This window comes from Dactylosporangium darangshiense, assembly GCF_039537565.1.
Lineage (GTDB): Bacteria > Actinomycetota > Actinomycetes > Mycobacteriales > Micromonosporaceae > Dactylosporangium > Dactylosporangium darangshiense.
Genome location: NZ_BAABAT010000016.1, coordinates 21,439 through 41,919 on the forward strand (window position 1 = coordinate 21,439; position 20,481 = coordinate 41,919).

Genomic DNA, 20,481 nt, shown 5'->3' on the forward strand with positions numbered 1-20,481 from the left:
CAAGCGACCCACCCCTGCAGCCGGCGGCACCGAACCCGCGCTCCAGGGCGTCCAAGCACAGTCGAGACGACCGAACCCGTAGCCGTGGCGTCCCCAACCGCGGTCGGGACGACCGCAACGGCCGCGACGCCGGTTCCCGCGAGCGGGCCTCCAGTGCTCGCACGCAGGAACCGGACACGCGGGTGGCGTGGATGTGGGCGTGGGCGTGGGCGTGGTGTCAGTGAATGGCGCGGACCGTCCGGTCCGGACGGGCCGAACGGGACTTGCGCAGGTCCAGGGTCAGGTTGACCCGCTTGAGCCAGCGGTCCGTGCCGTCGTGTCGGGCCTTGAACGGCTTACGTCCGTGTACCACGCGGAGGTTGTCCAGAAAACAGAAGTCGCCGGCGGCCAGGGTCATGTCGAACATCGCGTTGTCCATGGCCTTGACCAGCGCGTCGAGCGCCCACTGCGCCTCCTGGTCGTCCTCGGCGACGATCATGAAGTAGGGGTCGGCCCGGATGTAGGGGCGGTCCGGATCGCCGAACAGCACCGCGACCGGCTCCGGGTTGCGCTGCATCTCGTTGATGTCCTCGAACGCGTCCATGCCCGGCTGGGAGTTGTTCTTCGCCAGGTGCGACTCGTCGGGGCGGATGCCGAAGCGCTGCTGCGTCAGCACCTCCCTCGCGCCGTCGGGCAGGTCCAGGTCCGATGCGTAGCCGACCGTGGTCGCCGCCGCGTACGGGTTGCGCAGGCACGCGAAGGAGAGGTAGTCGCCGCGCAGCGGGTGGAAGGCGTCCTCGGTGTGCCAGGTCAGCAGCGCCTCGCTGCTGGAGCCCAGCTGCTCGTGCTCGTGGCCCTTGATCGGCACCACGTCGTGGACGAGGCGGCCGTCCTGCTGCGTGGCCCAGGCGAACGGGTGGCCGATCAGCGAACCGAGCATGATCAGCATCAGCTCCTCGCGGTGCGCCGGCGAGTGCTCCGGGCGGTCCCGCCAGTGGCCGGGGGTCGGGCCGAGCCGGTTCTCGTCCACCTCGTACCCACCGATGCACAACACGCCCGACAGCTGCTCGAGGCGGAAGGCGTCGAGACGCTCGACGATCCGCGTGGGCAGCTGGTGGGCCAGGACGGCGGCCGCGTGCAGCGATTCCTCCGTGTCCAGCGGCCACAGGTCGGCGGCGTGCTCGTCGAGCAGCCGGTTCACGCGGTCGAGCTCGGATTGGTCCAGACGCAGTGTGTCCATGCTGAGGTCATCTCCCACTCGTTGACGACGGGGCAGGGGTGTGCCGTCGAGAACGTCTCGCCGGCCCGGTTGAGAAGGCTGCTGGCCTGGGAGAAAACCATTCCCGGGCCGCACGCCGTGACATCGACATCCGCACTTGAAACCCTTACGTGTGCTCTGCGCTGCCTGGCGAACGCTAATTCGCACTCCTAACCGGGCGATGACGGCAGTGACTGCGCGACATCGTCAGTCAGAGTAAGAGCCGCTTCTTTTGTTGAATTGACCGGTCGAGACCATGTTCACAAAGTCGGAGATGGTCGGGCAAGCGCCGCGAACGGGTTTCCATGACGACACCAGCGCAACGCCAGAAGGACGAGAAACGCACGCGGCGGCGCTTTCCGGTGGGGGATGCCGGAAACGCCGCCGCGCAGTGCGATGAAGTTCAGCCGTTCCATTCCTGCAAAGCGCCGGCGAGGCCGATCGCCCGATTGCGGGCCACCTGCTCCCGCCGCGGCCGCAGGAACGCGGCGGCGTTGCCGAGCACGGCCGCGGCCGGCACCTCGATCAGCGGCGCGACGTGCAGGGTGCTGTAGTGGCGGATCCGCGCGCAGTCGGCGAGCACCTGCGCCGGCGCGACGCACCGTATCCGGCGGCGACGACGGCCTGGGTCTGGTGCAGGCCCCGGACCCGGCCGCCGGCCGACGAGCCCATGACGAACAGGATGATCCCGGTCATTCCCCGTCGAGCGCGATGCGCAGGCTCTTCGGCCGCATGTCGGTCCAGGTCTTGCGCAGGTACTCGTCGCACTCCTCCTTGGAGGCGTGCACCCCGGTCTCGGCCCACCCGCCCGGCACCGGCAGGTCTCCCGGCCACAGCGAGTACTGCTCCTCGTCGTTGACGAGCACCTTGAAGCGGGCCTCGGGATTGTCGAAGTCGAAGCTCACCGTACGCACAGCGTCCTCCAATTCCGGCGACAATAGCCGCACAAGACCTTCCCGATCATCAGGTCCAGGTGACGACGGTTTCGTCGTCGATGAAGCCGAGCAGGAACGACACGGCCGTACGGTTGCCGATGGTGGCGTCCACGGCGTGGACGTGGCGGCCGTTGAACACGTAGACGTCGCCGGGGCGGATGTCGACCGTCAGGCGGTCGAAGCCGTCGAGGGTCTCCGGCGGGTACGAGAAGCCGGAGTGCTCGATGCCGAAGCGGCGCCGGCTCTCGTCGTCAGGCCGGAGGTTCCACAGCACCAGGCGGCCGCCGGAACCGTGCTCGATGCACATGTTCGTGGCGCACACCTCGTACCGCAGTACCTGCTGCACCTCGAAACCGGCCTGGCGCGGGTCGCGGCACTGTGCCTCGTCCTCGTGCGGCTCGAGGGCGTACTCGCCCTCCTTGTGCCAGGCCCGCACGAGCGCCGGGCAGGCCGTCTCACCGTTCATCTCGGCCAGGCGCAGCCGGGCGCCGTCGCGCGACAGCCGAGTGTTCATGCGGTCCCGGAACCAGTGCCACGGCGAGTCCGCGACGTCGAGCACGCCCATGACGTCCTGCACGACCTTGCCGGTCTCGGCGAGGTACGTGTCGATCGGCTTGTTCCAGTGGTAAGCGCCGACGTGGTACGACGGCTCGCCCGTGCGCCGGGTCAGCCCCGGGCTGTTCCAGAACCGGGCCGTCATGTCCTCGCGCACGGCGGGCGGGATCACGTCGCGGAAGATCACACCGAGCCGCCGGCCCTGCAGCACGTCGAGGACCGGCTCGGGGTCGAACTCGCTGCGCTCGTCGAACCGGAAGAAGTGCGGATCCATGCGGACTCCGGTGACCGGAGCGAGTGTCGATGAAACCATCGAGGCAGGTCCCTTCAGGCGACCGATGGCCAACCGTGGCACGCGGTCTGGAGACCGGACAAGGATTGCCATCGCGCCGTCAGAGCAGTGCCACCCGGCCTCCACCGAAGCGCCCGGGCGCGACGTTCCCCCGAAGGAGGCCGGTCACGACTGACCTTTGGGGGATGCGCCGCGGGCCGTGTCACGGCATCGTGGAGCCCATGCCCGTGCCCGTGCTCGAACTGCGCGAAGTGTGCAAGACCTATCCCGGCGAGCCGCCCGTCGAGTCCGTCCGCGGCGTCGACCTGCGGGTGGAGGCCGGCGACATGGTCGCCATCTCCGGCGCGTCCGGCTCCGGCAAGTCCACGCTGCTGAACCTCATGGCGACGCTGGACCGCCCGACGGCGGGCTCGGTGATCGTCGACGGCATGGCCGTGGAGAACCTGTCGGACCGGCAGCTCGCGGGGGTGCGGGCCCACCGGGTCGGTGTGGTGTTCCAGCAGTTCTTCCTGCTCGAGTCGCTCAACGCGCTCGACAACGTGGCCAACGGGCTGCTCTACCGGGGCGTGCCGGCCAAGCAGCGGCGGAACGCGGCCGAGGAGGCGCTGCGGCGGGTCGGGCTCGGCCACCGCATCAACCATCGGGTCACGAAGCTCTCCGGCGGCGAGCGCCAGCGCGTGGCGATCGCGCGCGCGGTCGTCGGGCGGCCGGCGATCGTCTTCGCCGACGAGCCGACCGGAAACCTGGACTCCAACAACAGCGGCGAGATCATGGCGCTGCTCGCGGAGCTCAACAACACCGGCACCACCATGGTGATCATCACCCACGAGCAGGCCGTGGCGGACGCCTGCCGCCGCCAGGTCGTCATGCGCGACGGCCAGATCGTCGCCTGAACGCCGGCAGACAAGACACAACAAAGCCCAGCCGTCGGTACGGCATGAGCCCGAGCGAAGGCTCACCCGCCCGCGTCCGGGATGCCGAGCGGCGGCGCGCTCACCCCGCCTCGGACTCGATGAACCGGGCCAGGCGCGCGATGCCCTCCTCGATCTCCTCCGGCGACAGGTAGCTCGTGGACAGGCGGAGGGCGCGTTCGCCGCCGCCGCCCGGGTAGAAGTACGACATCGGGGTCCACAGCACGCCGAAGCGCTCGACGGAGCGGGCCAGCGCGGCATTGTCGGCGACGAAGGGCACGGTGGCGGTCAGGAAGAACCCGCCGGTGGGCCGGTTCCAGGACACGCCGAGGGCGGAGCGGCGCGCGGCGGGCAGCCGCCGGTCCAGCTGGTCCAGCACGAGCCGCATCGACTCGCCGTAGTGCTCGGCGGGGCGGGCGTTGAGGTCGGTGACGCTCCCGCCGGCCGACAGCAGCGCGCCGGCCACGGCCGCCTGGCTCAGCGGCGACGTGTTGACGGTGACCATGCTCTTGAGCTTGGCGATCTCGTCGGCGAGCAGCCGGACGGTGCCGTCGGCGCCGTGCACGGGCTGGTCGGCGACGACGAAGCCGACGCGGGCGCCGGGGAAGACGGTCTTGGAGAACGAGCCGAGGTGCACGACCCGCCGGCCGGTGTCGAGCGCCTTGAGGGTCGGCAGCTGGGGACCGGGGCTGACCAGGCGGTACGGGCTGTCCTCGATGATGAGCAGGTCGTAGCGCTCGGCGAGGTCCAGCAGCGCCCGGCGCGCCGGCACGGGCACCGTGGTGCCGGCCGGGTTGGAGTGGTCGGGGATCACGTAGAAGGCGCGCGGCCGGCGGCCCAGGGCGAGCTGTGCCTCGATCGCGGCGGCGACGTCGTCGGGCGCGAGGCCGTCCGGGCGCTCCACGACCGGCACCACGTCGACGTCGAGCATCCGGGCGGCGCCGCTGATGCCGACGTAGCAGGGGCTGGACACCATGAGCACGTCGCGGGGCCCGGCGATCAGCGCCCGGACGACGAGCAGCATCGCCTCCTGCGCGCCGACGGTGACGACGATGGACTCCGGCGGCACGTCGACGCGCTCGTCGCTGCGCAGCGAGTCCGCGATGAGCTCGCGGATCTGCCCGGCCGTCGGCCCGTACTGGTACATCATCGACCGCACCTGCGCGGGCGTGCGACCTCGCTCCTCCAGGTGCGCCAGGTAGCGGCGGATGTGCGCGACGAGGTCCTCGGTGTCGAAGAACCCGTCGTAGGGCCGTCCGGGCGCGAACGAGATCGCGTCGGGGTGGCGCAGGGCGATCTCGTTGAGGAAGTTCATGGTGTCCATGAGCGGGTCGGACAGGCTGGCATGCAGGTCCGCCGCGCGCAGCACGGCCGGCCCAGACGCCGGCCGGGCGGAGGTCAGCACCGCCGGGCTCGCGTGCAGTTCCGGCGCGCGCAGCACGGCGGGCCCCGACGCCGGCCGGGCGGAGGTCAGCACCGCGTCCGGTCCAATCCCGTCGAGGGCGCCGAGGCCGGCCAGGGCCATGGCGTCGAGCAGCTCGTCGCGCAGGATCTCCAGGACCAGCGCCACGCCGCGGTGCGGGTCGGCGGCCAGGCCGTGCAGCACGGGCCGGCCGACGAGAACGGCGTCGGCGCCGAGGGCCCGGGCGGCGACGACGTCCGCGCCGTGGCGCACGCCGCCGTCGAGCAGGACCGGTACCTTGCCGGCGACCGCGGCGGCGACCTCGGGCAGCACGTCGAGCGTCGGCGGCGCGCCGTCGAGCTGGCGGCCGCCGTGGTTGGACACGACGATGCCGTCGACGCCGGCGGCGAGCGCGCGTTCGGCGTCGCCGGCGGTGAGCACGCCCTTGACGAGCACCGGCAGCCGGCTCACGGACCGCATCCAGTCCACAATGGACCAGTCGAGCGCCGGGTCGAACTCGGCCCGCGCGTGCCCGGCCGGCGAGGCGTAGTCGCCGTCGGGCAGGTTCGCCGGCCGGACGCCCGGCGGAAGCGTGAAGCCGTTGCGCTCGTCGCGCAGGCGCCGCCCGAGGTGCGGCGCGTCGGCGGTGACGACGAGCGCCTCGAAGCCGGCCCGCTCGGCCCGCTCGACGAGCGCTCGGGTCGTGTCACGGTCGCGGAAGCAGTACACCTGCAGCCACAACGGACCGGGGGCGGCCGCGGCGATGTCCTCGAACGTCCGCCCCGCGAACGTGCTGACCACCAGCGGCACCCCGGCCGCGCCGGCGGCCCGCGCGGTGGCGAGCTCGCCGTCGCTATGGGCGAGGGTGTGGTACGCCAGCGGCGCCACGGCGAACGGCGCGGCCCAGCGGCGGCCGAGGATCGTCGTGTCGATGCGCGGCCGGCCCGCCGCGGCGAGCACCGCCGGGCGCAGCCACACCCGGTCGAACGCCGCCCGGTTGCCCGCCAGCGTGCGTTCCTGCCCGGCGCCGCCTTCGATGAAGTCCCAGACCGCCGGGTCGAGCCGGCGTTCGGCCTCGCGGGCCAGGTCGGCGAGGGTCAGCGCGCTCACTCGGCGATGATCCGATCGCGCTCGACCGCCTCGTACAGCGCCCGGATGTTGGCGCTGCCGAAGCCGCGCGCGCCGCGCCGCTGGATGAGCTCGTAGAAGAGGGTGTTGCGCGGGTACGGCGAGCGGGTGAACAGCTGCAGCAGGTATCCCCACTCGTCGCGGTCGGCGAGCACGTTGGTGTCGCGCAGGTCGCCGATCTCCGGTGCCATCTCGTGCAGCCGCTCGGCCAGCGCGTCGTAGTACGCGCCCGGGGTGCTCAGGAATTCAACGCCGCGTACACGGAAGTCCCGCACGGCGGGGACGATCTCGTCGACGAGGAACGCCAGGTGCTGCACGCCGGCGCCCCCGTTGCGCTCCAGGAACGCGTCGAGCTGGCCGGCGTCGCGGCCGGTGACCGGCTCGAGGAAGGTGAAGGTGACGGTGCCGGCGGCGTTGCGGGCGACGATGGAGTCCATCGCCTGGCGGCCGACCTCGATGAACTCGCTGGAGTACCGCTCGAAGCCGAACGCGTCGATGTAGAACGCGACCCGCTCGGCCAGGTCGCCGGCGTCGAGCACGACCGCGATGTGGTCCAGGGCCTGGACGTGCCGGACCCGGTTCGCCGGGCCGGGCCCGCCGGCGACCGGCGTCCACGGCAGGGCCGGCGAGTAGCGCGTCGACTCCGGCAGCAGGGTGTGCCGCACGGAGCCGAACGCCGCGACAGCGTTGACGCCGACCGGCCGGGCGCCGGCGGCCAGCGCCCGCTCGCGGGTGGCGTCGACGTCGTCGCAGAGGTACGCGATGTCGGCGACGCCGTCGCCGTGGCGCTCCAGAAACTCGGCGGCGATCGGCCCCTCGGTGACGACGAGCCGCACGTCGCCGCGCTCGAGCAGCGACGACTCGGCGTTGCCGGTGCGCGCCCGGGCGACGTGGGCGAAGTCGAGCGCGGTGGCGAAGTAGTCGACGAGGGACTCACGGTCGCTCGTGTAGATCTCGATGTGCCCGATCCGCAGGACCGTCATGCGCTGCTCCCATCGGGGAAAGTCACGGTGGACATGCTGGGCGGCCTTTGACGATCGGCGCCGACTCGAAGAACCGGTTGGTCTCGACGATCGAGTCGAGCAGCCGCCGGCCGGGGACCGGAGCGATCGTCGGCGAGTTCATCGATGCGGCCACCTCCCGGCGCGGATGGCCCACCGTGGCACGCCGAGCGGGGCCGGGGACAGGGATCGCCAGCGGGGCGTCAGGGACGAGCCAGCCGGGCACCATCGACCCACCGGAGTATGTGGCCGGTGCGCCGCCCCCTAAAATCATGCGCGGGGCGGGTTACCTTTGGGGGAAGCTTCAGGCGGCCATTGGCGCGATTGTGTGCGCATGACCGTACTGGACATTCCCACCGCCGCGGGGTGGTGGCCGTGAGCCGAGCGACGAAGGTCGTGACCGGCGTCGCCCTCGCCGGCGTTGCCGGTGTGGCGGGCATGGTGACCGCCCAGCCGCTGGGGCACCACGAGGGCCCGCCCGTGCCGACCTCCGTGAGCACGTCCACCGCCGATGTGACCCGCAAGACCATCTCGGAGCGGCAGTTCGTCACCGGCACCCTCGGATACTCCGGCTCGTACGTGGTCGCGGGCTCGGGTCCGGGCACATTGACCTCGCTGCCGCCCGTCGGCACCGTCGTCAACCGCGGCGACGCCCTGTACGAGGTCGACGGCCAGCGCGTGACGCTGATGTACGGGGCCCGTTCCGTGTGGCGGGCGTTCGGGTCCGGCATGAGCGACGGGGTCGACATCCAGCAGCTGGAGACCAACCTGCGCGACATGGGCTACGGCCAGGGGCTGACCGTCGACCAGAAGTTCACCAGCGCGACCTACACCGCGATCCGCCGGTGGCAGTCGGCCATCCACGTGACGGTCACCGGCACGATCCAGCCCGGGCAGATCACGTTCATGCCCGGCGCGGTCCGCATCAGCGGGCACGAGCTGCAGCTCGGCGCGCAGGTGCAGCCGGGCGGGCCGGTGGAGTACGGCACCAGCAACGAACCGGCCGTCAACCTCAACGCCTCGACGCAGCAGCTGGGCTGGATCAAGGTGGACACCCCGGTCGTGGTGACCCTGCCCGACGGCAAGACCCGCAACGGCAAGGTGACCGCGATCGGCGCCACCACGACGTCCGCCGGCAGCGGCGGTGGCGGCGGTGGCGGCAACAGCCAGCCGCAGACCACGGCCGCGGTCACCGTCCGCCTCGAGGGCCAGGCGACCGGCTTCGTCGACCAGGCCAGTGTCCAGATCTGGGTCGTCCGCGCGACGCACCCCAACGTGCTCACCGTGCCCATCGCGGCACTCAACTCAGTTTCCGACGGAAAGTACGAGGTGATCGTGATCGACGGGGCCACCACCCGCCGCGTCCCGGTGCAGGTCGGGCTCTTCGACGACCTTGCGGGCACGGCCGAGATCAGCGGTGAGGGCCTGACCGAGGGCCAGAAGGTGCAGGTTCCGCGTGACGACGCATGACGTGCCGCGCAGCACGCTGCGCACCGCGGACCTGGTGCCGACCGGTTCGCTCGGGCTGCGCTCGCGCAAGATGCGGGCGCTGCTGTCCGGGCTCGGCATCGCCATCGGCATCGCCTCGATCGTGTCCGTGCTCGGGGTCACCCGCTCCAGCCAGTCGGCGCTGCTGGCGCAGCTGGACCAGCTCGGCACCAACCTGCTCACCGTCGCCAACGGCACCTCCGGCCAGGGCGCGGAGCAGATCCTGCCGACGACGGCCACCTCGATGATCCGCGAGCTGCCGCACGTGCAGTCCGTGGCGCCCACCGCCAAGCTGGCGAGCGTCAACGTGTACCGCAACGACCACATCGCGGCCGGGCGCACCGGCGGCCGTTCGGTGCGCGCGGCCGACGCGGCGCTGCTCGGCACGCTCGACGGGTCGCTGCTGGCCGGCAGGTTCATCAGCAACGACGACTCCCCCGTCACGGTGCTGGGCTACTCGGCGGCCACGACGCTGGGCATCACCGACGTCAGCGGGAACGACCGCGTCTGGGTCGGGGGTCACTGGTACAACGTGGTCGGCATTCTCAAGCCGTTCACGCTCGCACCCGAGATCGACCAGGCCGCGATCGTGTCGTTCCAGTCGGCCGAGCACCTGCTGGGGTACAACGGCCACCCGAGCCGCATCTATGTGCGCTCCGACACCGAGTACACCGCCGGTGTCGCCGGCCTGCTGGGCTCGGCGGCGAACCCGGAGGACCCGTCGCGGGTCGCGGTGAGCCGGCCGTCGGACGCCCTCACCGCCCAGCTGCAGGTCAAGCAGTCGGGCGCCGGCCTGATCCTCGGCCTGGGCGCGATCGCACTGCTGGTCGGCGCGATCGGCATCGCGAACGTCATGGTCATCGCCGTGCTGGAGCGGCGCACCGAGATCGGCCTGCGCCGGGCGCTGGGCGCCACCAGGGGTCACGTCGCGGCGCAGTTCCTCACCGAGTCGCTGATCCTCGCCACCCTCGGCGGCATCGCCGGCATCGCCATCGGCGCCGGCGTGACGCTCGGGATGTCGGTGTACCGCGGCTGGACGACCCTCATCCCGCCCGAGGCGCTGTACGGCGGGCTGCTGGTGTCGATCGCGGCCGGCGCCATCGCGGGCCTCTACCCGGCGTTGCGGGCCGCGCACCTCCCCCCGACCGATGCCCTGCGCACGGCCTGAGGGTTCGGCCCAAACAAACAGCGCCGCCGCGAGTCCGGGAACTCGCGGCGGCGCTGTTTGTCGTCGGTTCAGGACTGTTCGTTCGGTACCGCGACCCGCTGGCCGGCTGCGAGCCCGTCGCCGCTGACCTCGACGAGGCCGGTGACCTGGTCGAAGATGCCCACCTGGACGGGCACGTGGCGGGTCTGCGCGCCGTCGACGACCAGCACCTCGTACGCGGCGTGCGGCAACGCCCGCAGGGCCGGCACGGGCACGGCGAGCACGCCGCGGTGCGCCGTGACGGTGACGCCGACCTGCACCTGCGCGTCCTCGAGCACGCCGCTCACCTCGCCGGTCAGCGTGATGACGACGGGCGCGGTGGGCTGGGCGTTCGACCCGCCGTTCTGGCCCGGGCCGCCGCTGCTGGTGCTCGCCTGCGCGACCGCGCCGATCGACGTGATGGTGCCGGTCTTCTTGCTGTCGTCCGGCAGGGTCACCACGACCGGGTCGCCGACGTGCGCCCACTGCAGGACGCCGGTCGTCAGGTTGGTGGTGATCGCGCGCTGCTCGCTGGTGGCGCGCTCGACGACCTGCCCGGGCCCGACGGCGCTGCCCGCGCGCATCTCGGCGCTCGAGACGCGGACGGCGCCGGCGACGAAGACGACCTGGCCGAGCGGGACGGTGCCGGTGACGGCCAGGCCCGAGTCCTTCTGCCAGCGCCGGATCGCCCAGTAGGTGGCCGACGAGAAATGCTGGTCGACGGTCAGGCCGGCGCCGTAGCCGAGGGCCCGCAGGTTGTCCTCGAGCTGCCGCACGTCGGCGCCGTCCGTCATGCCGGACTGCAGCGCCCGCCACGGCGGGCGATCGCCGAAGAGCAGGATGACCGGCTTGCCGTCGACCTCGTAGGCCGGCTTGCCGCGCCCGACGACGGCGCCGACGGCCGGCAGCCAGGTCAGCGTTCCCTGGCCGGGCGCGATCACCGTGAACGACCCGGATCGCCCGAGGGTGCCGCTGACGTTCTGCCGCCGCAGCACGTCGCTGGTGACGACCGCGGTGGTCGAGGTCGGCGCATCGGTCGAGGCCTGCTGCGGGTTGCCCGTCCGGCCCTGGTAGACCACTGCGCCGGCGCCGGCGCCCGCAAGGCCGGCCAGCGCGACCCCGGCCAGCACCGCGCTGCGTTTGCGATTCACGTCATCCGCTCCTGCGCTCCGATTCGATCCGACGATGGTCGGCGAGACTGGCTCATGGAGACAGCCTCGTCCGGCGCACGGATCGGCGCTTCCCCAAATAGTGGCAGGCAGTGCCCCCCATTTTGGGCTCGGGCCCGCGCGTGTCAGGCCTGCTCGGCGCCGCGGGCCTCCAGGTCCCCGGCGAGCTGGCGCCATTCCGCGGCGCAGGCGTGGGCGAGGTCGGCGATGATGTACGTGCAGTGCGGCGGCACCTTGTCGGCGACGTCGACCCAGTCCTCGGCGCTGATGGCGTGCGACAGGACCCAGCGCAGCAGCCCCCGGCCCGACTCGCTGAAACGCAGCGCCGGATCCGTCTGCAGGCCTCGCAGCATGGCGACGAGGTCCTGACCCACCGGCCGCTCGGCCTCCGCCGTCGGCCCGCCCTTGCGCCGCCGACGGGCCTTCGGCACCGGGTCCTCGCCGCGCTCGATGCGCAGCCGCACGTCGCGAACGGTGGACGGCGAAACGCCGGCCTCCTGCGCGATCTCGCGTAGCGACGCGTCCGGCCGTGTGCGGATCAGCTCCGAGGCCCGCAGCCTGCCCTCGGCGTTGTTGAGCGGCCGGGAGCGCCCGTCACGGCCGGTGCGGATCGTCACCTCGACGGCGTTACGCTCCCGCTGCAGCCGCCGCCGGATGACGCCCACCGTCCGGGAGCCGAGCCCGACGATGGCGGCGATCGCGCGGTCTGACCAGCCCGGGTGCGAGCCGATGACCCGCTCCGCGGCCCGGGTGCGGTCCTCGTGCGACAGCGGCAGCCCGTGCGAGACGTTCGACCGCACCGCGAGGACGAACGCCTCCTGCTCGGTGCCGTCGAAGAAGCGCACCTGCACCATGTCCTCGCCGCGCAACCGGGCGGCGCCGAGGCGGTGCATACCGTCGATCACCCGCATGGTCGGCCGGTGCACGATGATCGCGGGCAGCTCGGCTTCGACGGCGGCGAGCATCTTCATGTGCTCGACGTCCTCGCCCGCCTGACGGGGCGAGTCGGCCGGTAACAGCGAGTCCACCGGCAGCCACTGGGGCTCCGACCAGGCGACCGGATCGTCGCCCTCCTCGGGCGCCGAGGCTTCGCACTGCTGTTGTTCCACGGTTGCTCCCCCGACGTGAACGCAACATGGCGTGTGCGTCGTCGAGCATGGTCGGGCCATCCGGGAGGCGCCTCCCCAAAAAGAGTGGATTCACCGTCTCTTTCGAGGGAGAGCTCCGCGCGCTGCACAACCGCCGATATCGGGTACCGCACCCACTACTTTTGGGGGGAGCCCACGGGCTTCGTCACGACGTGCCGCTCGGCACCACCGTGCCAGGAGTGCCACAGGCGGGCGTACGGGCCGCCGGCGGCCAGGAGGTCCTCGTGGGTGCCGAGCTCGGTCAGGCGGCCGGACTCCAGCACGGCGATGCGGTCCGCGTCGCGGGCCGTGTGCAGGCGGTGCGCGATGGCGATGACCGTGCGGCCGTGCAGGACCGCGGCCAGGGCGCGCTCGGTGTGGCGCGCCGCGACCGGGTCGAACAGGGCCGTTGCCTCGTCGAGGATGACCAGGTGCGGGTCGGCGAGGATCACGCGGGCCAGACCGAGGTGCTGGGCCTGGGCCGCGTCCAGGCGGTGGCGGGCCTCGCCGACCTCGGTGGAGAGGCCGTCGGGCAGGGCATGTGCCCAGTCGGCGCCGACGCCGTCGAGGGCGGCCAGCATCTCGGCGTCGGTGGCGGCGGGGCGGGCGATGCGCAGGTTGTCGCGCACGGTGCCGTGGAAGACGTGGTGCTCCTGGGTGACGAGCAGGATGTGGCGCCGGCGCACCTCTGGGGCGATGCGGGCGACCGGGACGCCGCCGACGGCGACGGTGCCGGTGCGCGGGGTGTCGAGGCCGGCGAGGAGGCGGCCGAGGGTGGTCTTGCCGGCGCCGGACGGGCCGACGACGGCGAGGCGCTCTCCGGGGCGGACGACGAGGCTCACGCCGTGCAGCACGTCGTGGCCGGCGTCGTAGGCGAAGTGCACGCCGTCGACGTCGACGCGGTCGCCGTCCGGGGTCTCGCCGGTGGGCGAAACCGTGTCCGGGGTGACGCCGACGCCCTCGACGCGGGCGTACGCGGCGGTGCCGCGCTGTAGCGGCTCGGCCCACAGCGTCAGGGCGTCCAGCGGCTGCGAGAGCTGGCGCAGGTACAGGGCCGCTGCCACGACGGTGCCGACGGTGACGGCGTCGCGCATCAGCAGGGCGCCGCCGAGGAGAAGGACCGCGACCACGGGTACCGCTGCGGCAATCTCGACGGCCGGCAGGAACACGGTGCGCAGGGCGAGCGTGCGCTCCTGGGCGTCGCGGCAGTCCCGGATCGCGGCGGCGGCTACGGCGTTACGGCGCTCCTGCAGGCCGAGGGCCTCGACCGTGCGGGCGCCCGCCGCGGTGGCCGCGACCACCTCGGCGAGGGTGGCCTGCGCGGCGGCCTCGGCGAGGTAGGCGGGGCGGGCGCGGCGCAGGTACCAGCGCGTGACCAGGAAGCAGCCGAGCAGCCCGAGCAGGCCGCAGGCGCCGAGCAGCGGGCTGACGACAAGGACGGCGGCGAAGATGCCGGCCGCGTGCACGGCGGCGACGAGCACGTCCGGGCCGGCGTCGCGCAGCGTCCGGGCGACCGCGCCGACGTCGCCGGTCCCACGGGCGGCGATCTCGCCGGCGCCGGCCCGCTCCACGATCGCGGTGGGCAGGGCGAGGACGCGTTCGAGGTACCGCTGACGGATGCGCAGCAGGGCGCGCTCGCCGAAGCGGAAGCCGGCGCGCCGGCCCAGCCGCGCGAGGACGAGTTGGGCGAGGGCGCAGGCGACGATGAGCAGCGCCGCGCGGTCGACGGCGGCGACGTCGTGCCCGCCCGCGACGACGTCGTCGATGATGCGCCCGATCAGCCACGGCGCGACGAGGCCGGCGCCGGTGGCGAGGCCGACGGCGAGGACCGTGAGCGCGAACGTGGCCGCGTCGGACCGGACGAGGGCTGCGGCGGCCCGGCGCACCTGCGCGGTCGTCGCCACCGGGAGGCTCATTCGGCCTCGCCGCGCGACACCAGGGCCCGGTAGCCCGGATGCCCGGCCAGCAGGTCGCGGTGGTGCCCGGAGGCCGCCACCCGCCCGTCGACGAGGTAGTGCACGACGTCGGCGCGCTCCAGCAGCGGCGGCGAGGTGCTCGTCACGACCGTGGTCCGCCCCTCGCGCGCGGCCCGCAGCCGGTCGGCGACGAGGGCCTCGGTGTGCACGTCGAGCGCGGAGGTGGGCTCGACGGCGAGGAGCACCTCGGGGTCGGCCAGCAGCGCCCGGGCCAGGCGCACGCGCTGGCGCTGCCCGCCGGAGAGGTTGCGGCCCTGCGGCTCGACGGCCGTGTCCAGGCCGGCGACGATGTCCGTCGCGGCGGCCGCCTCGAGTGCCGCGCGCACGGCGGCGTCGTCGTGGTCACCGCGGCCGGAGACGACGTCGCGCAGCGGGCCGGCGAACAGGTGCGCGTCGTTGTCGGCGACCAGAAGCCGCTCGCGCAGGTGCGTCGCGTCGATCCGTTCCAGGGGTACACCTCCCCACATCGCCCCGGACGAAACGAACCCGGCCAGCCGGTCGACCACCTCCGCCGACGCCGCGCCCGAGGCGCTCACCAGCGCCGTCAACGTGCTGGGCAGCACCTGCACGCCCGAGTCCGGGTCCGCCAGGGGCGCGGGTTCCGGCGGCGGTGCGGCGTCGCCGGGCGCCCGGTCGGGCTCGAGAGCCAGGAACCGCACCACCCGCCGGACCCGCACCACGCCGAGGCTGAGGTCCTGCCCGCCTTCGATGAAGAACGCGACCGGGACGGTGAGCACGGACGCGTACCCGTAGACGGCAACCAGGTCGCCCGGCGAGATCGCCCCGGTGGCCGCGGCGCGGGCGGCCAGCCACGCCACCCCGGCGACGAACACGGTCGGCAGGCCGGCCGCGAGGGCCTGGATCCAGCTGGCGACGCCGCCGACGCGGTAGCCCTCGGCGCGCAGCTGCCGCAGCGCCGCCCGGTAGCGCTCGAGGAACACCGCGGCGCCGCCGAGGCCGCCGAGGATGCGCGCACCGTGCGCAAGGTCCACGAGCTGCACCGTGATGCCGCCCTCGTACTCCCGGTAGGCCGACTCGACGCGCTGCAGCCGCCCGAAGAGCGGTCCGACGAGCAACGCCAGGACCGGCACGCCGATCAGCACGACGGCGGCGAGGAGCACGGACACCGACAGCAGCAGGCCCGCGGCGACGGCGTAGGCCAGCACGGCGCCGACGCCGGGGCCGGTGATGGTCAGGATGTTGGAGATCATCGCGACGTCGCCGTAGCCGACCGCCACCACGTCGCCGGTGTGCATCCGGCGCGGCAGGGACGCGCCGAGCCGGGTCTCCTGCCGCACCACCGCGGCGGCGGTGCGCATGAACGCGTCGCGCCGGACGCGGCTCATCGTGCGGTGGCGCAGGATGCCCAGCCAGGCCAGGAGGACCACGACGCCGAGCAGCGCGCCGGACCAGCCGAGCAGGGCCGCCCGGTCCCGGCCCGTGAGGCCGTCGTCGATGGCGCGCGACATGAAGTACGGGGGCAGCATCAGGCACACCATCCAGGCGCTGCCGAGCAGCGCGCCGGCCGCGACCCGGGCGCGCTGCCGGGTGACGAGCCACCACAGGTACCCGGCCGGCGTCGTCGGCGCGGCCGTCATCCCGCGATGATATCGATCCGATTCCGTGACTGAACGCTGCGATCCTTGCCGCATGCGCAAACGGGGGTTCGTGCTGCTCTGGCTGGCCGGCATCGCGCTGGCCACGCTCGGGCTGCGCGCCTGCACGGCGGGCATCGCGCAGCAGAACCTGAACGGGATCGGCGAGGTGACGTCCGTCGTCGACGGCGCGCGGCCGGGCGAGGTCGTCGTGCACACCCACACCCGGGGCTACGCGCGTGACCTCGCCTGGGTGGTGACCGACGACGGGAACGTGACCTCGATGGAGGGCGACGGGGCCGAGGCGCCGGGCGGCCCGCAGGCGCAGGGGTGCGCCGGCGACGCCTGCTACCGCGCCGCCGGCGACGCGCTGCGGGTGGAGGGCAGCGGCGACGGCGGGCGGACGTGGGCGACGGCGTGGCAGGTGACCGGGCCGGCGTACGAGAACCTGGTGCGCACCTACCCGAAGCTCGGCGACCCGGCCGAGCACCTCGCCTCCAGGTCCGTCGTCGTGCACACCGTCGCCGGCGGGCACGTCGTCTACGTCGCCAACGGGCGGGACGGGCTGCTGCGCCGCGACCCGGGCGGCGCGTGGCGGCGCATCGGCAGCCCGGACTCCGGCGAGGGCTGCTGCTTCCTCGACCCGGTGCCGCGCCTCGCCACCGACCCGCCGCCGCCCGATCCGGCGCCCTACGTCGCGGGCTTCGTCGCGCTGGGCGTCCTCGCCGCCGGCGCGGTCGCGTCGGCCCGGCGACGCTCATGGCACCCGCTGGCGCTGGTGGCCGTGGCGGCGCTCGCCGCGCTGGGCGGCTGCGTCGCCTACCTCGGCGCCGGCATGCCCGACGTCGGCATGTTCCCCGGGCTCATGTACGGCGCGCCGCTCGTCCTCGGCGCCCTCGCCGGCGGCGCGGTCCTGGCGGCGGCGTTCGTCCGGCGGGCGGCGCCGGCCCGGCCGTCAGGCGCCGACGTGGACGTGCCCGGCCCAGAAGCTGGGTTAGCGCGGCTCGGCGGCGGCGAGGGCGGCGGTGGCCCGGCGTAGCGCCTCGGCGGGGCCGGCGTTGTCCAACTCGGCGTAGAAGTCGCGGGCGATCGGTCCGCGGCGGCGACGGCGGCCAGGCCGTGCGGGCGCCGCGCCTCGTCCTGCGGCTCCAGGTCCTCCTCCAGGGCCGCCTGCGGGCCGAAACCATGACGGCCGCCGGCCGATCTCGGTCGTAGCCCGGGGTGGTTGAGCGCTAATCTCGAACGGAGGGGCGGGCATGAACCGTACCAAGGGTGGACTGATCAGCCGTATGGTGCTGGCCACCGGCGCGCTGTTGCTCATGGTCGGCTGTGCGTTCGGCGCCCTGCTCTTCTCGATCAACGACTTTCGCATGACAGCCCGCGTGACTCACCACGCCCAACAGGTCTTCGCGGCGGTCGACGATGTCCAGCGGATCGCTGTCGAGGCGCAGACGAGGCAGCTCAAGTACCTCGTCACCGGGGACACAAGCTATGCCGCCGGCTGGCAGGCCGCCGTGGCGGACATGCCCAGGATGACCGACCGCCTGGAGCAGACCGCCACATTGCCGCAGGAGCGGGGCCCTGCTCAGCGCGTGATCCAGATGGCCCGGTCCTACGTCGACGACTACTCGGTGCCGGTCATGAACGCGGCACGAGAGGGCAATGCCACTGCGCGGGATGTGGCGACGATGCAGGAAGGCGATCGCCGAATCGCCGAGTTGCATCAGGAGACCCAGGCCCTCACGGTGACCGAGCGGCAGATCGTCGTCGCCCGTGACGTGCATGCCGACCGGATGGCCGAACGGGCGGCCTTCGCGGTTGTCGGCGGCTTGGCGGGATCGGCGCTGGTCATCGCCGTCGTCGGGTGGTACCAGACGCGGATCATGGTCCAGCCGATCCGCCGGGCGGCCGTCATGGCCGACCAGCTCGCCGGCGGTGACCTCGGCACGAGGCTCCCTGAAACCGGCGCCGCCGAGATCGGCCGGCTGGAGCGCTCCTTCAACGTCATGGCCGCATCGCTCGAGCGCAGCCACCTGGAGCTGGCCGAGCTCGCCGCGACGCAGACCGCTCTACGGCGGGTCGCCACGCTCGTGGCGACGGGTGCCCCGCCGGCCGACGTGATGGCCGCCGTCGCCGCTGAGCTGGGTCGGTTGATCGCCACCGAGTCGGTGCGGATCCTGCGCTTCGAGCCGGACGGCACCGGCACGGTCGTCGCGAGCTGGGAAGGCGCCGATCTGGACCTGCCGGTTGGCGCGCAGGTGCCGTTGGAGGGCTGCAACATCGCGGCGATGGTGCAGCGGACGGGCCGGACCGCCCGCATCGACAACTTCGCCGAGGCCACCGGAGCTCTTGCCGGCCACCTGCAGCAGCGCGGCATCCGCGCGGCGGTGGGCGCACCGATCCACGTCGAGGGCCGGCTGTGGGGCGTGGTGGCCTCCGGGACAACCCGCGATGAGCCCACGTCGGGCGATGCCGAGGCACGGCTCACCGAGTGCGTCGACCTGATCGTCGCCGCCATCGCCAACGCCCAGGCCCGCGGCGACCTGCTCGCCTCGCGGGCGCGGTTCGTGCTCGCCGCGGACCAGGCGCGGCGCCGGATCGAACGCGACCTGCACGACGGGGTCCAGCAGCGGCTCATCTCGCTGGGGCTCGACGTCCGCCAAGCCCAGGACAGCCTGCCGAGCGGGCTCCCCCAGGTTCGGGAGCAGCTGTCGGCGGTCGCTGCCGGCCTCGCCGGGACCGTCGACGAGGTGCGGGAGCTGTCCCGCGGCGTGCACCCGGCGATCCTGACCGACAGTGGCCTGCGGCCCGCGCTCTTTGCGCTGGCCCGCCGTTGCGGTGTGGCGGTGCAGCTGGACGTCCGGCTCGATGCCCGGCTGCCGGAGTCTGTGGAGGTGGCCGCGTACTACGTGGTGGCGGAGGCGCTGACCAACGCCGCGAAGCACGCCCAGGCGACCGTCGTCTCGGTACACGTGGCCATCCGCGACGACCACCTCGACCTGTCGATCGTCGATGACGGCGTCGGGGGCGCCGAGCTGGACCACGGCACGGGCCTCATCGGCTTGACCGACCGGGTGGAGGCCCTGGGCGGCGAGCTGACCCTGGACAGTCCGCCCGGCCGCGGCACTCGCCTCGACGTGCGCCTGCCCCTCGCTGCGACAACCCCGTGATCAGGCGCGTTCCAGGGTCTGGGCCAGGTACGTGACCGCGAGAACGTAGCCCAGAGGGCCGGCGCCGGCGATGACGGCGTCGGCCACCTCGGCGATGTAGGAGTGGTGGCGGAAGGGCTCGCGGCGGTGGATGTTCGTGATGTGGACCTCGACCGTCGGCAGGGACACCGCTGAGACGGCGTCGCGCAGCGCGATCGACGTGTGTGCCAAAGCGCCGGGGTTGAAGATGACCGCGGCGCACGTGGTGCGGGCCTCGTGCAGGGCGTCGATCAACACGCCCTCGTGGTTGCTCTGCAACGCTCGCACGGCCAGGTCGTGGTCGGCGGCGGCCTTGGTGACCGTGTCCTCGATCTCCGCCAAGGTGGTGGTGCCGTAGCGCTCCGGCTCGCGGAACCCCAACAGGTTGAGGTTCGGGCCGTTGAGCAGGAGCAGCCGGCGGGGCATTTCGCGCTCCTGCCTCTCACGGGACGGGCAGACGTCAGTTCGTCGGCAGCATACCGTGCGGGCCGTAGACGAAGACCAGCCAGAGCGGCTCGCGGCCGGTGTTGACGTGCTGGTGGTGCGCGCCCTTCGGGATGTACATGAACGTGTGCGCGGCGAACGGGGTGCGGGTGCCGTCGGCCGTGACGACCTCGCCGGAGCCGCGGACGATAAAGTTGATCTCCTCGGAGTCGGGGTGGTTGTGCAGCGAGCTTGCCTCGCCGGGCTCGAAGATGGTCAGGCCGCTGGTCAGGAACTCGCTGCCGTGCAGGCGCTCGTCGACGACCTTGTAGACCTTGCGGCGGAAGCCGGCGTCGTCCAGGCCCAGCCAGGCGGGCTGGGCCTGGCTGAAGGGGTCGATGACATGGATCACGGGGGGCCTCCAGAGTCAGGGGTGAGACCGGCGAGGGCGGTGTGGCACCCGCAGGTCCACGGCGGCGGCGAAGATGTCGGTGCAGGCGAAGGCGATGTGCTGGTAGTCGGCGGCCTCGGGCAGCCGGCCGCCGCCGAGCGCGGGCACGCTCAGCAGCAGGCACACGGCGCCCGACGGCGAAGCGGCCGCGCGGCTGCGGACCAGGCCGTAGGGGTCGGCGACCTCGACGCTGGCGGAGTGGCGCAGCGGCTGGTACAGCTCGACGCGCAGCCCGAGGTCCTCGATCCGGCGCCGGATGCCGGCCGGGCGGGCCGCGCTGGTGACGACGTCGTTCTCGAACAGCTCGACGCCGTCGAAGCCGGCCTGCGCGGCCGCCGCCAGTTTCTCCTCGAGCGTGCCGCTGAGTGAGACGGTGGCGATCGAGGTTCGCATGCTGCCGCTCCGCAGGTAATGTAC

At 73.0% G+C, this 20,481-nt stretch carries 18 protein-coding genes and 1 pseudogene; 5 read left to right on the top strand and 14 right to left on the bottom strand.

The features are described from left to right. Positions 1-217: 217 nt before the first annotated feature. From gntD to ABD901_RS27255, 4 genes are all read right to left on the bottom strand, one after another. Positions 218-1,219 carry a guanitoxin biosynthesis L-enduracididine beta-hydroxylase GntD gene (gene gntD, locus ABD901_RS27240; RefSeq protein WP_345130532.1) on the bottom strand — a complete coding sequence of 334 codons (1,002 nt, stop codon included), beginning with the start codon at positions 1,217-1,219 and terminating at the stop codon, positions 218-220. A gap of 421 nt (positions 1,220-1,640) precedes the next feature. Continuing rightward, a complete protein-coding gene (locus tag ABD901_RS27245) occupies positions 1,641-1,820 on the bottom strand; it encodes a hypothetical protein (RefSeq protein ID WP_345130534.1) in 180 nt (59 codons plus the stop codon). Positions 1,821-1,929: 109 nt separating this feature from the next. After that, the gene (locus ABD901_RS27250) at positions 1,930-2,151 is read right to left on the bottom strand and encodes an MbtH family protein (protein WP_345130537.1); all 222 of its coding nucleotides are present in this window, start codon (positions 2,149-2,151) and stop codon (positions 1,930-1,932) included. A 49-nt stretch (positions 2,152-2,200) separates the two neighbouring features. Then, a complete protein-coding gene (locus ABD901_RS27255) occupies positions 2,201-3,001 on the bottom strand; it encodes a hypothetical protein (RefSeq protein WP_345130539.1) in 801 nt (266 codons plus the stop codon). A 239-nt stretch (positions 3,002-3,240) separates the two neighbouring features. Between ABD901_RS27255 and ABD901_RS27260 the strand changes: the two genes are divergently transcribed. Further along, a complete protein-coding gene (locus tag ABD901_RS27260; RefSeq protein WP_345130541.1) occupies positions 3,241-3,912 on the top strand; it encodes an ABC transporter ATP-binding protein in 672 nt (223 codons plus the stop codon). Positions 3,913-4,012: 100 nt separating this feature from the next. Here ABD901_RS27260 and ABD901_RS59140 read toward each other — a convergent pair whose 3' ends face one another. From ABD901_RS59140 to hppD, 3 genes and pseudogenes are all read right to left on the bottom strand, one after another. Further along, entirely contained in the window at positions 4,013-5,254 is a 1,242-nt protein-coding gene (locus ABD901_RS59140; protein WP_380139595.1) for an aminotransferase-like domain-containing protein, read from the bottom strand. Between the two features lie 162 nt (positions 5,255-5,416). Continuing rightward, positions 5,417-6,442: pseudogene (locus ABD901_RS59145) on the bottom strand (alpha-hydroxy acid oxidase); the annotation flags it as partial. Beyond that, positions 6,439-7,443: a 4-hydroxyphenylpyruvate dioxygenase gene (gene hppD, locus ABD901_RS27270; protein ID WP_345130545.1), complete on the bottom strand. Its 1,005-nt coding sequence runs from the start codon at positions 7,441-7,443 to the stop codon at positions 6,439-6,441. The pseudogene ABD901_RS59145 and the gene hppD, both read right to left, overlap by 4 nt. Positions 7,444-7,836: 393 nt before the next feature. Here hppD and ABD901_RS27275 point away from each other — a divergent pair, with 393 nt between their 5' ends. Together ABD901_RS27275 and ABD901_RS27280 are read left to right on the top strand one after the other, a co-directional pair. Next, positions 7,837-8,931 (top strand): peptidoglycan-binding protein, encoded by a 1,095-nt coding sequence (locus ABD901_RS27275; protein ID WP_345130547.1) that lies wholly within the window; start codon positions 7,837-7,839, stop codon positions 8,929-8,931. Continuing rightward, positions 8,918-10,117 carry an ABC transporter permease gene (locus ABD901_RS27280; RefSeq protein WP_345130548.1) on the top strand — a complete coding sequence of 400 codons (1,200 nt, stop codon included), beginning with the start codon at positions 8,918-8,920 and terminating at the stop codon, positions 10,115-10,117. Before ABD901_RS27275 ends, ABD901_RS27280 begins: the two co-directional genes overlap by 14 nt. A 68-nt stretch (positions 10,118-10,185) precedes the next feature. On the opposite strand, the gene ABD901_RS27285 is transcribed toward ABD901_RS27280, so the two are convergent. The 4 genes from ABD901_RS27285 to ABD901_RS27300 all read right to left on the bottom strand — a co-directional run bounded on the left by ABD901_RS27285 (position 10,186) and on the right by ABD901_RS27300 (position 15,906). Continuing rightward, entirely contained in the window at positions 10,186-11,286 is a 1,101-nt protein-coding gene (locus ABD901_RS27285) for a peptidoglycan-binding protein (protein WP_345130550.1), read from the bottom strand. A gap of 143 nt (positions 11,287-11,429) precedes the next feature. Continuing rightward, positions 11,430-12,413, bottom strand: a complete 984-nt coding sequence (locus ABD901_RS27290) for a ParB/RepB/Spo0J family partition protein (protein WP_345130552.1) — start codon at positions 12,411-12,413, stop codon at positions 11,430-11,432. A 155-nt stretch (positions 12,414-12,568) separates the two neighbouring features. Further along, entirely contained in the window at positions 12,569-14,347 is a 1,779-nt protein-coding gene (locus ABD901_RS27295) for an ABC transporter ATP-binding protein (RefSeq protein ID WP_345130554.1), read from the bottom strand. Then, positions 14,344-15,906 (bottom strand): ABC transporter transmembrane domain-containing protein, encoded by a 1,563-nt coding sequence (locus ABD901_RS27300; protein ID WP_345130898.1) that lies wholly within the window; start codon positions 15,904-15,906, stop codon positions 14,344-14,346. The genes ABD901_RS27295 and ABD901_RS27300 overlap by 4 nt, the downstream gene beginning before the upstream one ends. Positions 15,907-16,057: 151 nt before the next feature. Between ABD901_RS27300 and ABD901_RS27305 the strand changes: the two genes are divergently transcribed. Then, on the top strand, positions 16,058-17,041 hold the full coding sequence (locus ABD901_RS27305) for a hypothetical protein (RefSeq protein ID WP_345130556.1): 984 nt from the start codon (positions 16,058-16,060) through the stop codon (positions 17,039-17,041). A 217-nt stretch (positions 17,042-17,258) separates the two neighbouring features. Continuing rightward, on the top strand, positions 17,259-19,172 hold the full coding sequence (locus tag ABD901_RS27310) for a sensor histidine kinase (protein ID WP_345130558.1): 1,914 nt from the start codon (positions 17,259-17,261) through the stop codon (positions 19,170-19,172). On the opposite strand, the gene aroQ is transcribed toward ABD901_RS27310, so the two are convergent. Genes aroQ through ABD901_RS27325 form a run of 3 tightly spaced genes read right to left on the bottom strand, consistent with a single transcriptional unit; the run spans position 19,173 to position 20,457 of the window. Continuing rightward, on the bottom strand, positions 19,173-19,616 hold the full coding sequence (gene aroQ, locus ABD901_RS27315) for a type II 3-dehydroquinate dehydratase (RefSeq protein WP_345130560.1): 444 nt from the start codon (positions 19,614-19,616) through the stop codon (positions 19,173-19,175). Positions 19,617-19,650: 34 nt separating this feature from the next. Further along, on the bottom strand, positions 19,651-20,025 hold the full coding sequence (locus tag ABD901_RS27320) for a cupin domain-containing protein (protein WP_345130562.1): 375 nt from the start codon (positions 20,023-20,025) through the stop codon (positions 19,651-19,653). 15 nt (positions 20,026-20,040) lie between these two features. Continuing rightward, positions 20,041-20,457, bottom strand: coding sequence for a hypothetical protein (locus ABD901_RS27325; RefSeq protein ID WP_345130564.1), 417 nt, complete (start codon positions 20,455-20,457; stop codon positions 20,041-20,043). Positions 20,458-20,481: the final 24 nt, after the last annotated feature.

Bases quoted from the DNA above. Each gene is read 5' to 3' on its own strand.
- gntD (WP_345130532.1), bottom strand. From the start codon at position 1,219: ATGGACACACTGCGTCTGGACCAATCCGAGCTCGACCGCGTGAACCGG.
- ABD901_RS27255 (WP_345130539.1), bottom strand. From the start codon at position 3,001: ATGGATCCGCACTTCTTCCGGTTCGACGAGCGCAGCGAGTTCGACCCC.
- ABD901_RS27260 (WP_345130541.1), top strand. From the start codon at position 3,241: ATGCCCGTGCCCGTGCTCGAACTGCGCGAAGTGTGCAAGACCTATCCC.
- ABD901_RS59140 (WP_380139595.1), bottom strand. From the start codon at position 5,254: ATGGACACCATGAACTTCCTCAACGAGATCGCCCTGCGCCACCCCGAC.
- hppD (WP_345130545.1), bottom strand. From the start codon at position 7,443: ATGACGGTCCTGCGGATCGGGCACATCGAGATCTACACGAGCGACCGT.
- ABD901_RS27295 (WP_345130554.1), bottom strand. From the start codon at position 14,347: ATGAGCCTCCCGGTGGCGACGACCGCGCAGGTGCGCCGGGCCGCCGCA.
- ABD901_RS27300 (WP_345130898.1), bottom strand. From the start codon at position 15,906: ATGGTGTGCCTGATGCTGCCCCCGTACTTCATGTCGCGCGCCATCGAC.
- ABD901_RS27305 (WP_345130556.1), top strand. From the start codon at position 16,058: ATGCGCAAACGGGGGTTCGTGCTGCTCTGGCTGGCCGGCATCGCGCTG.
- ABD901_RS27310 (WP_345130558.1), top strand. From the start codon at position 17,259: ATGAACCGTACCAAGGGTGGACTGATCAGCCGTATGGTGCTGGCCACC.
- aroQ (WP_345130560.1), bottom strand. From the start codon at position 19,616: ATGCCCCGCCGGCTGCTCCTGCTCAACGGCCCGAACCTCAACCTGTTG.
- ABD901_RS27325 (WP_345130564.1), bottom strand. From the start codon at position 20,457: ATGCGAACCTCGATCGCCACCGTCTCACTCAGCGGCACGCTCGAGGAG.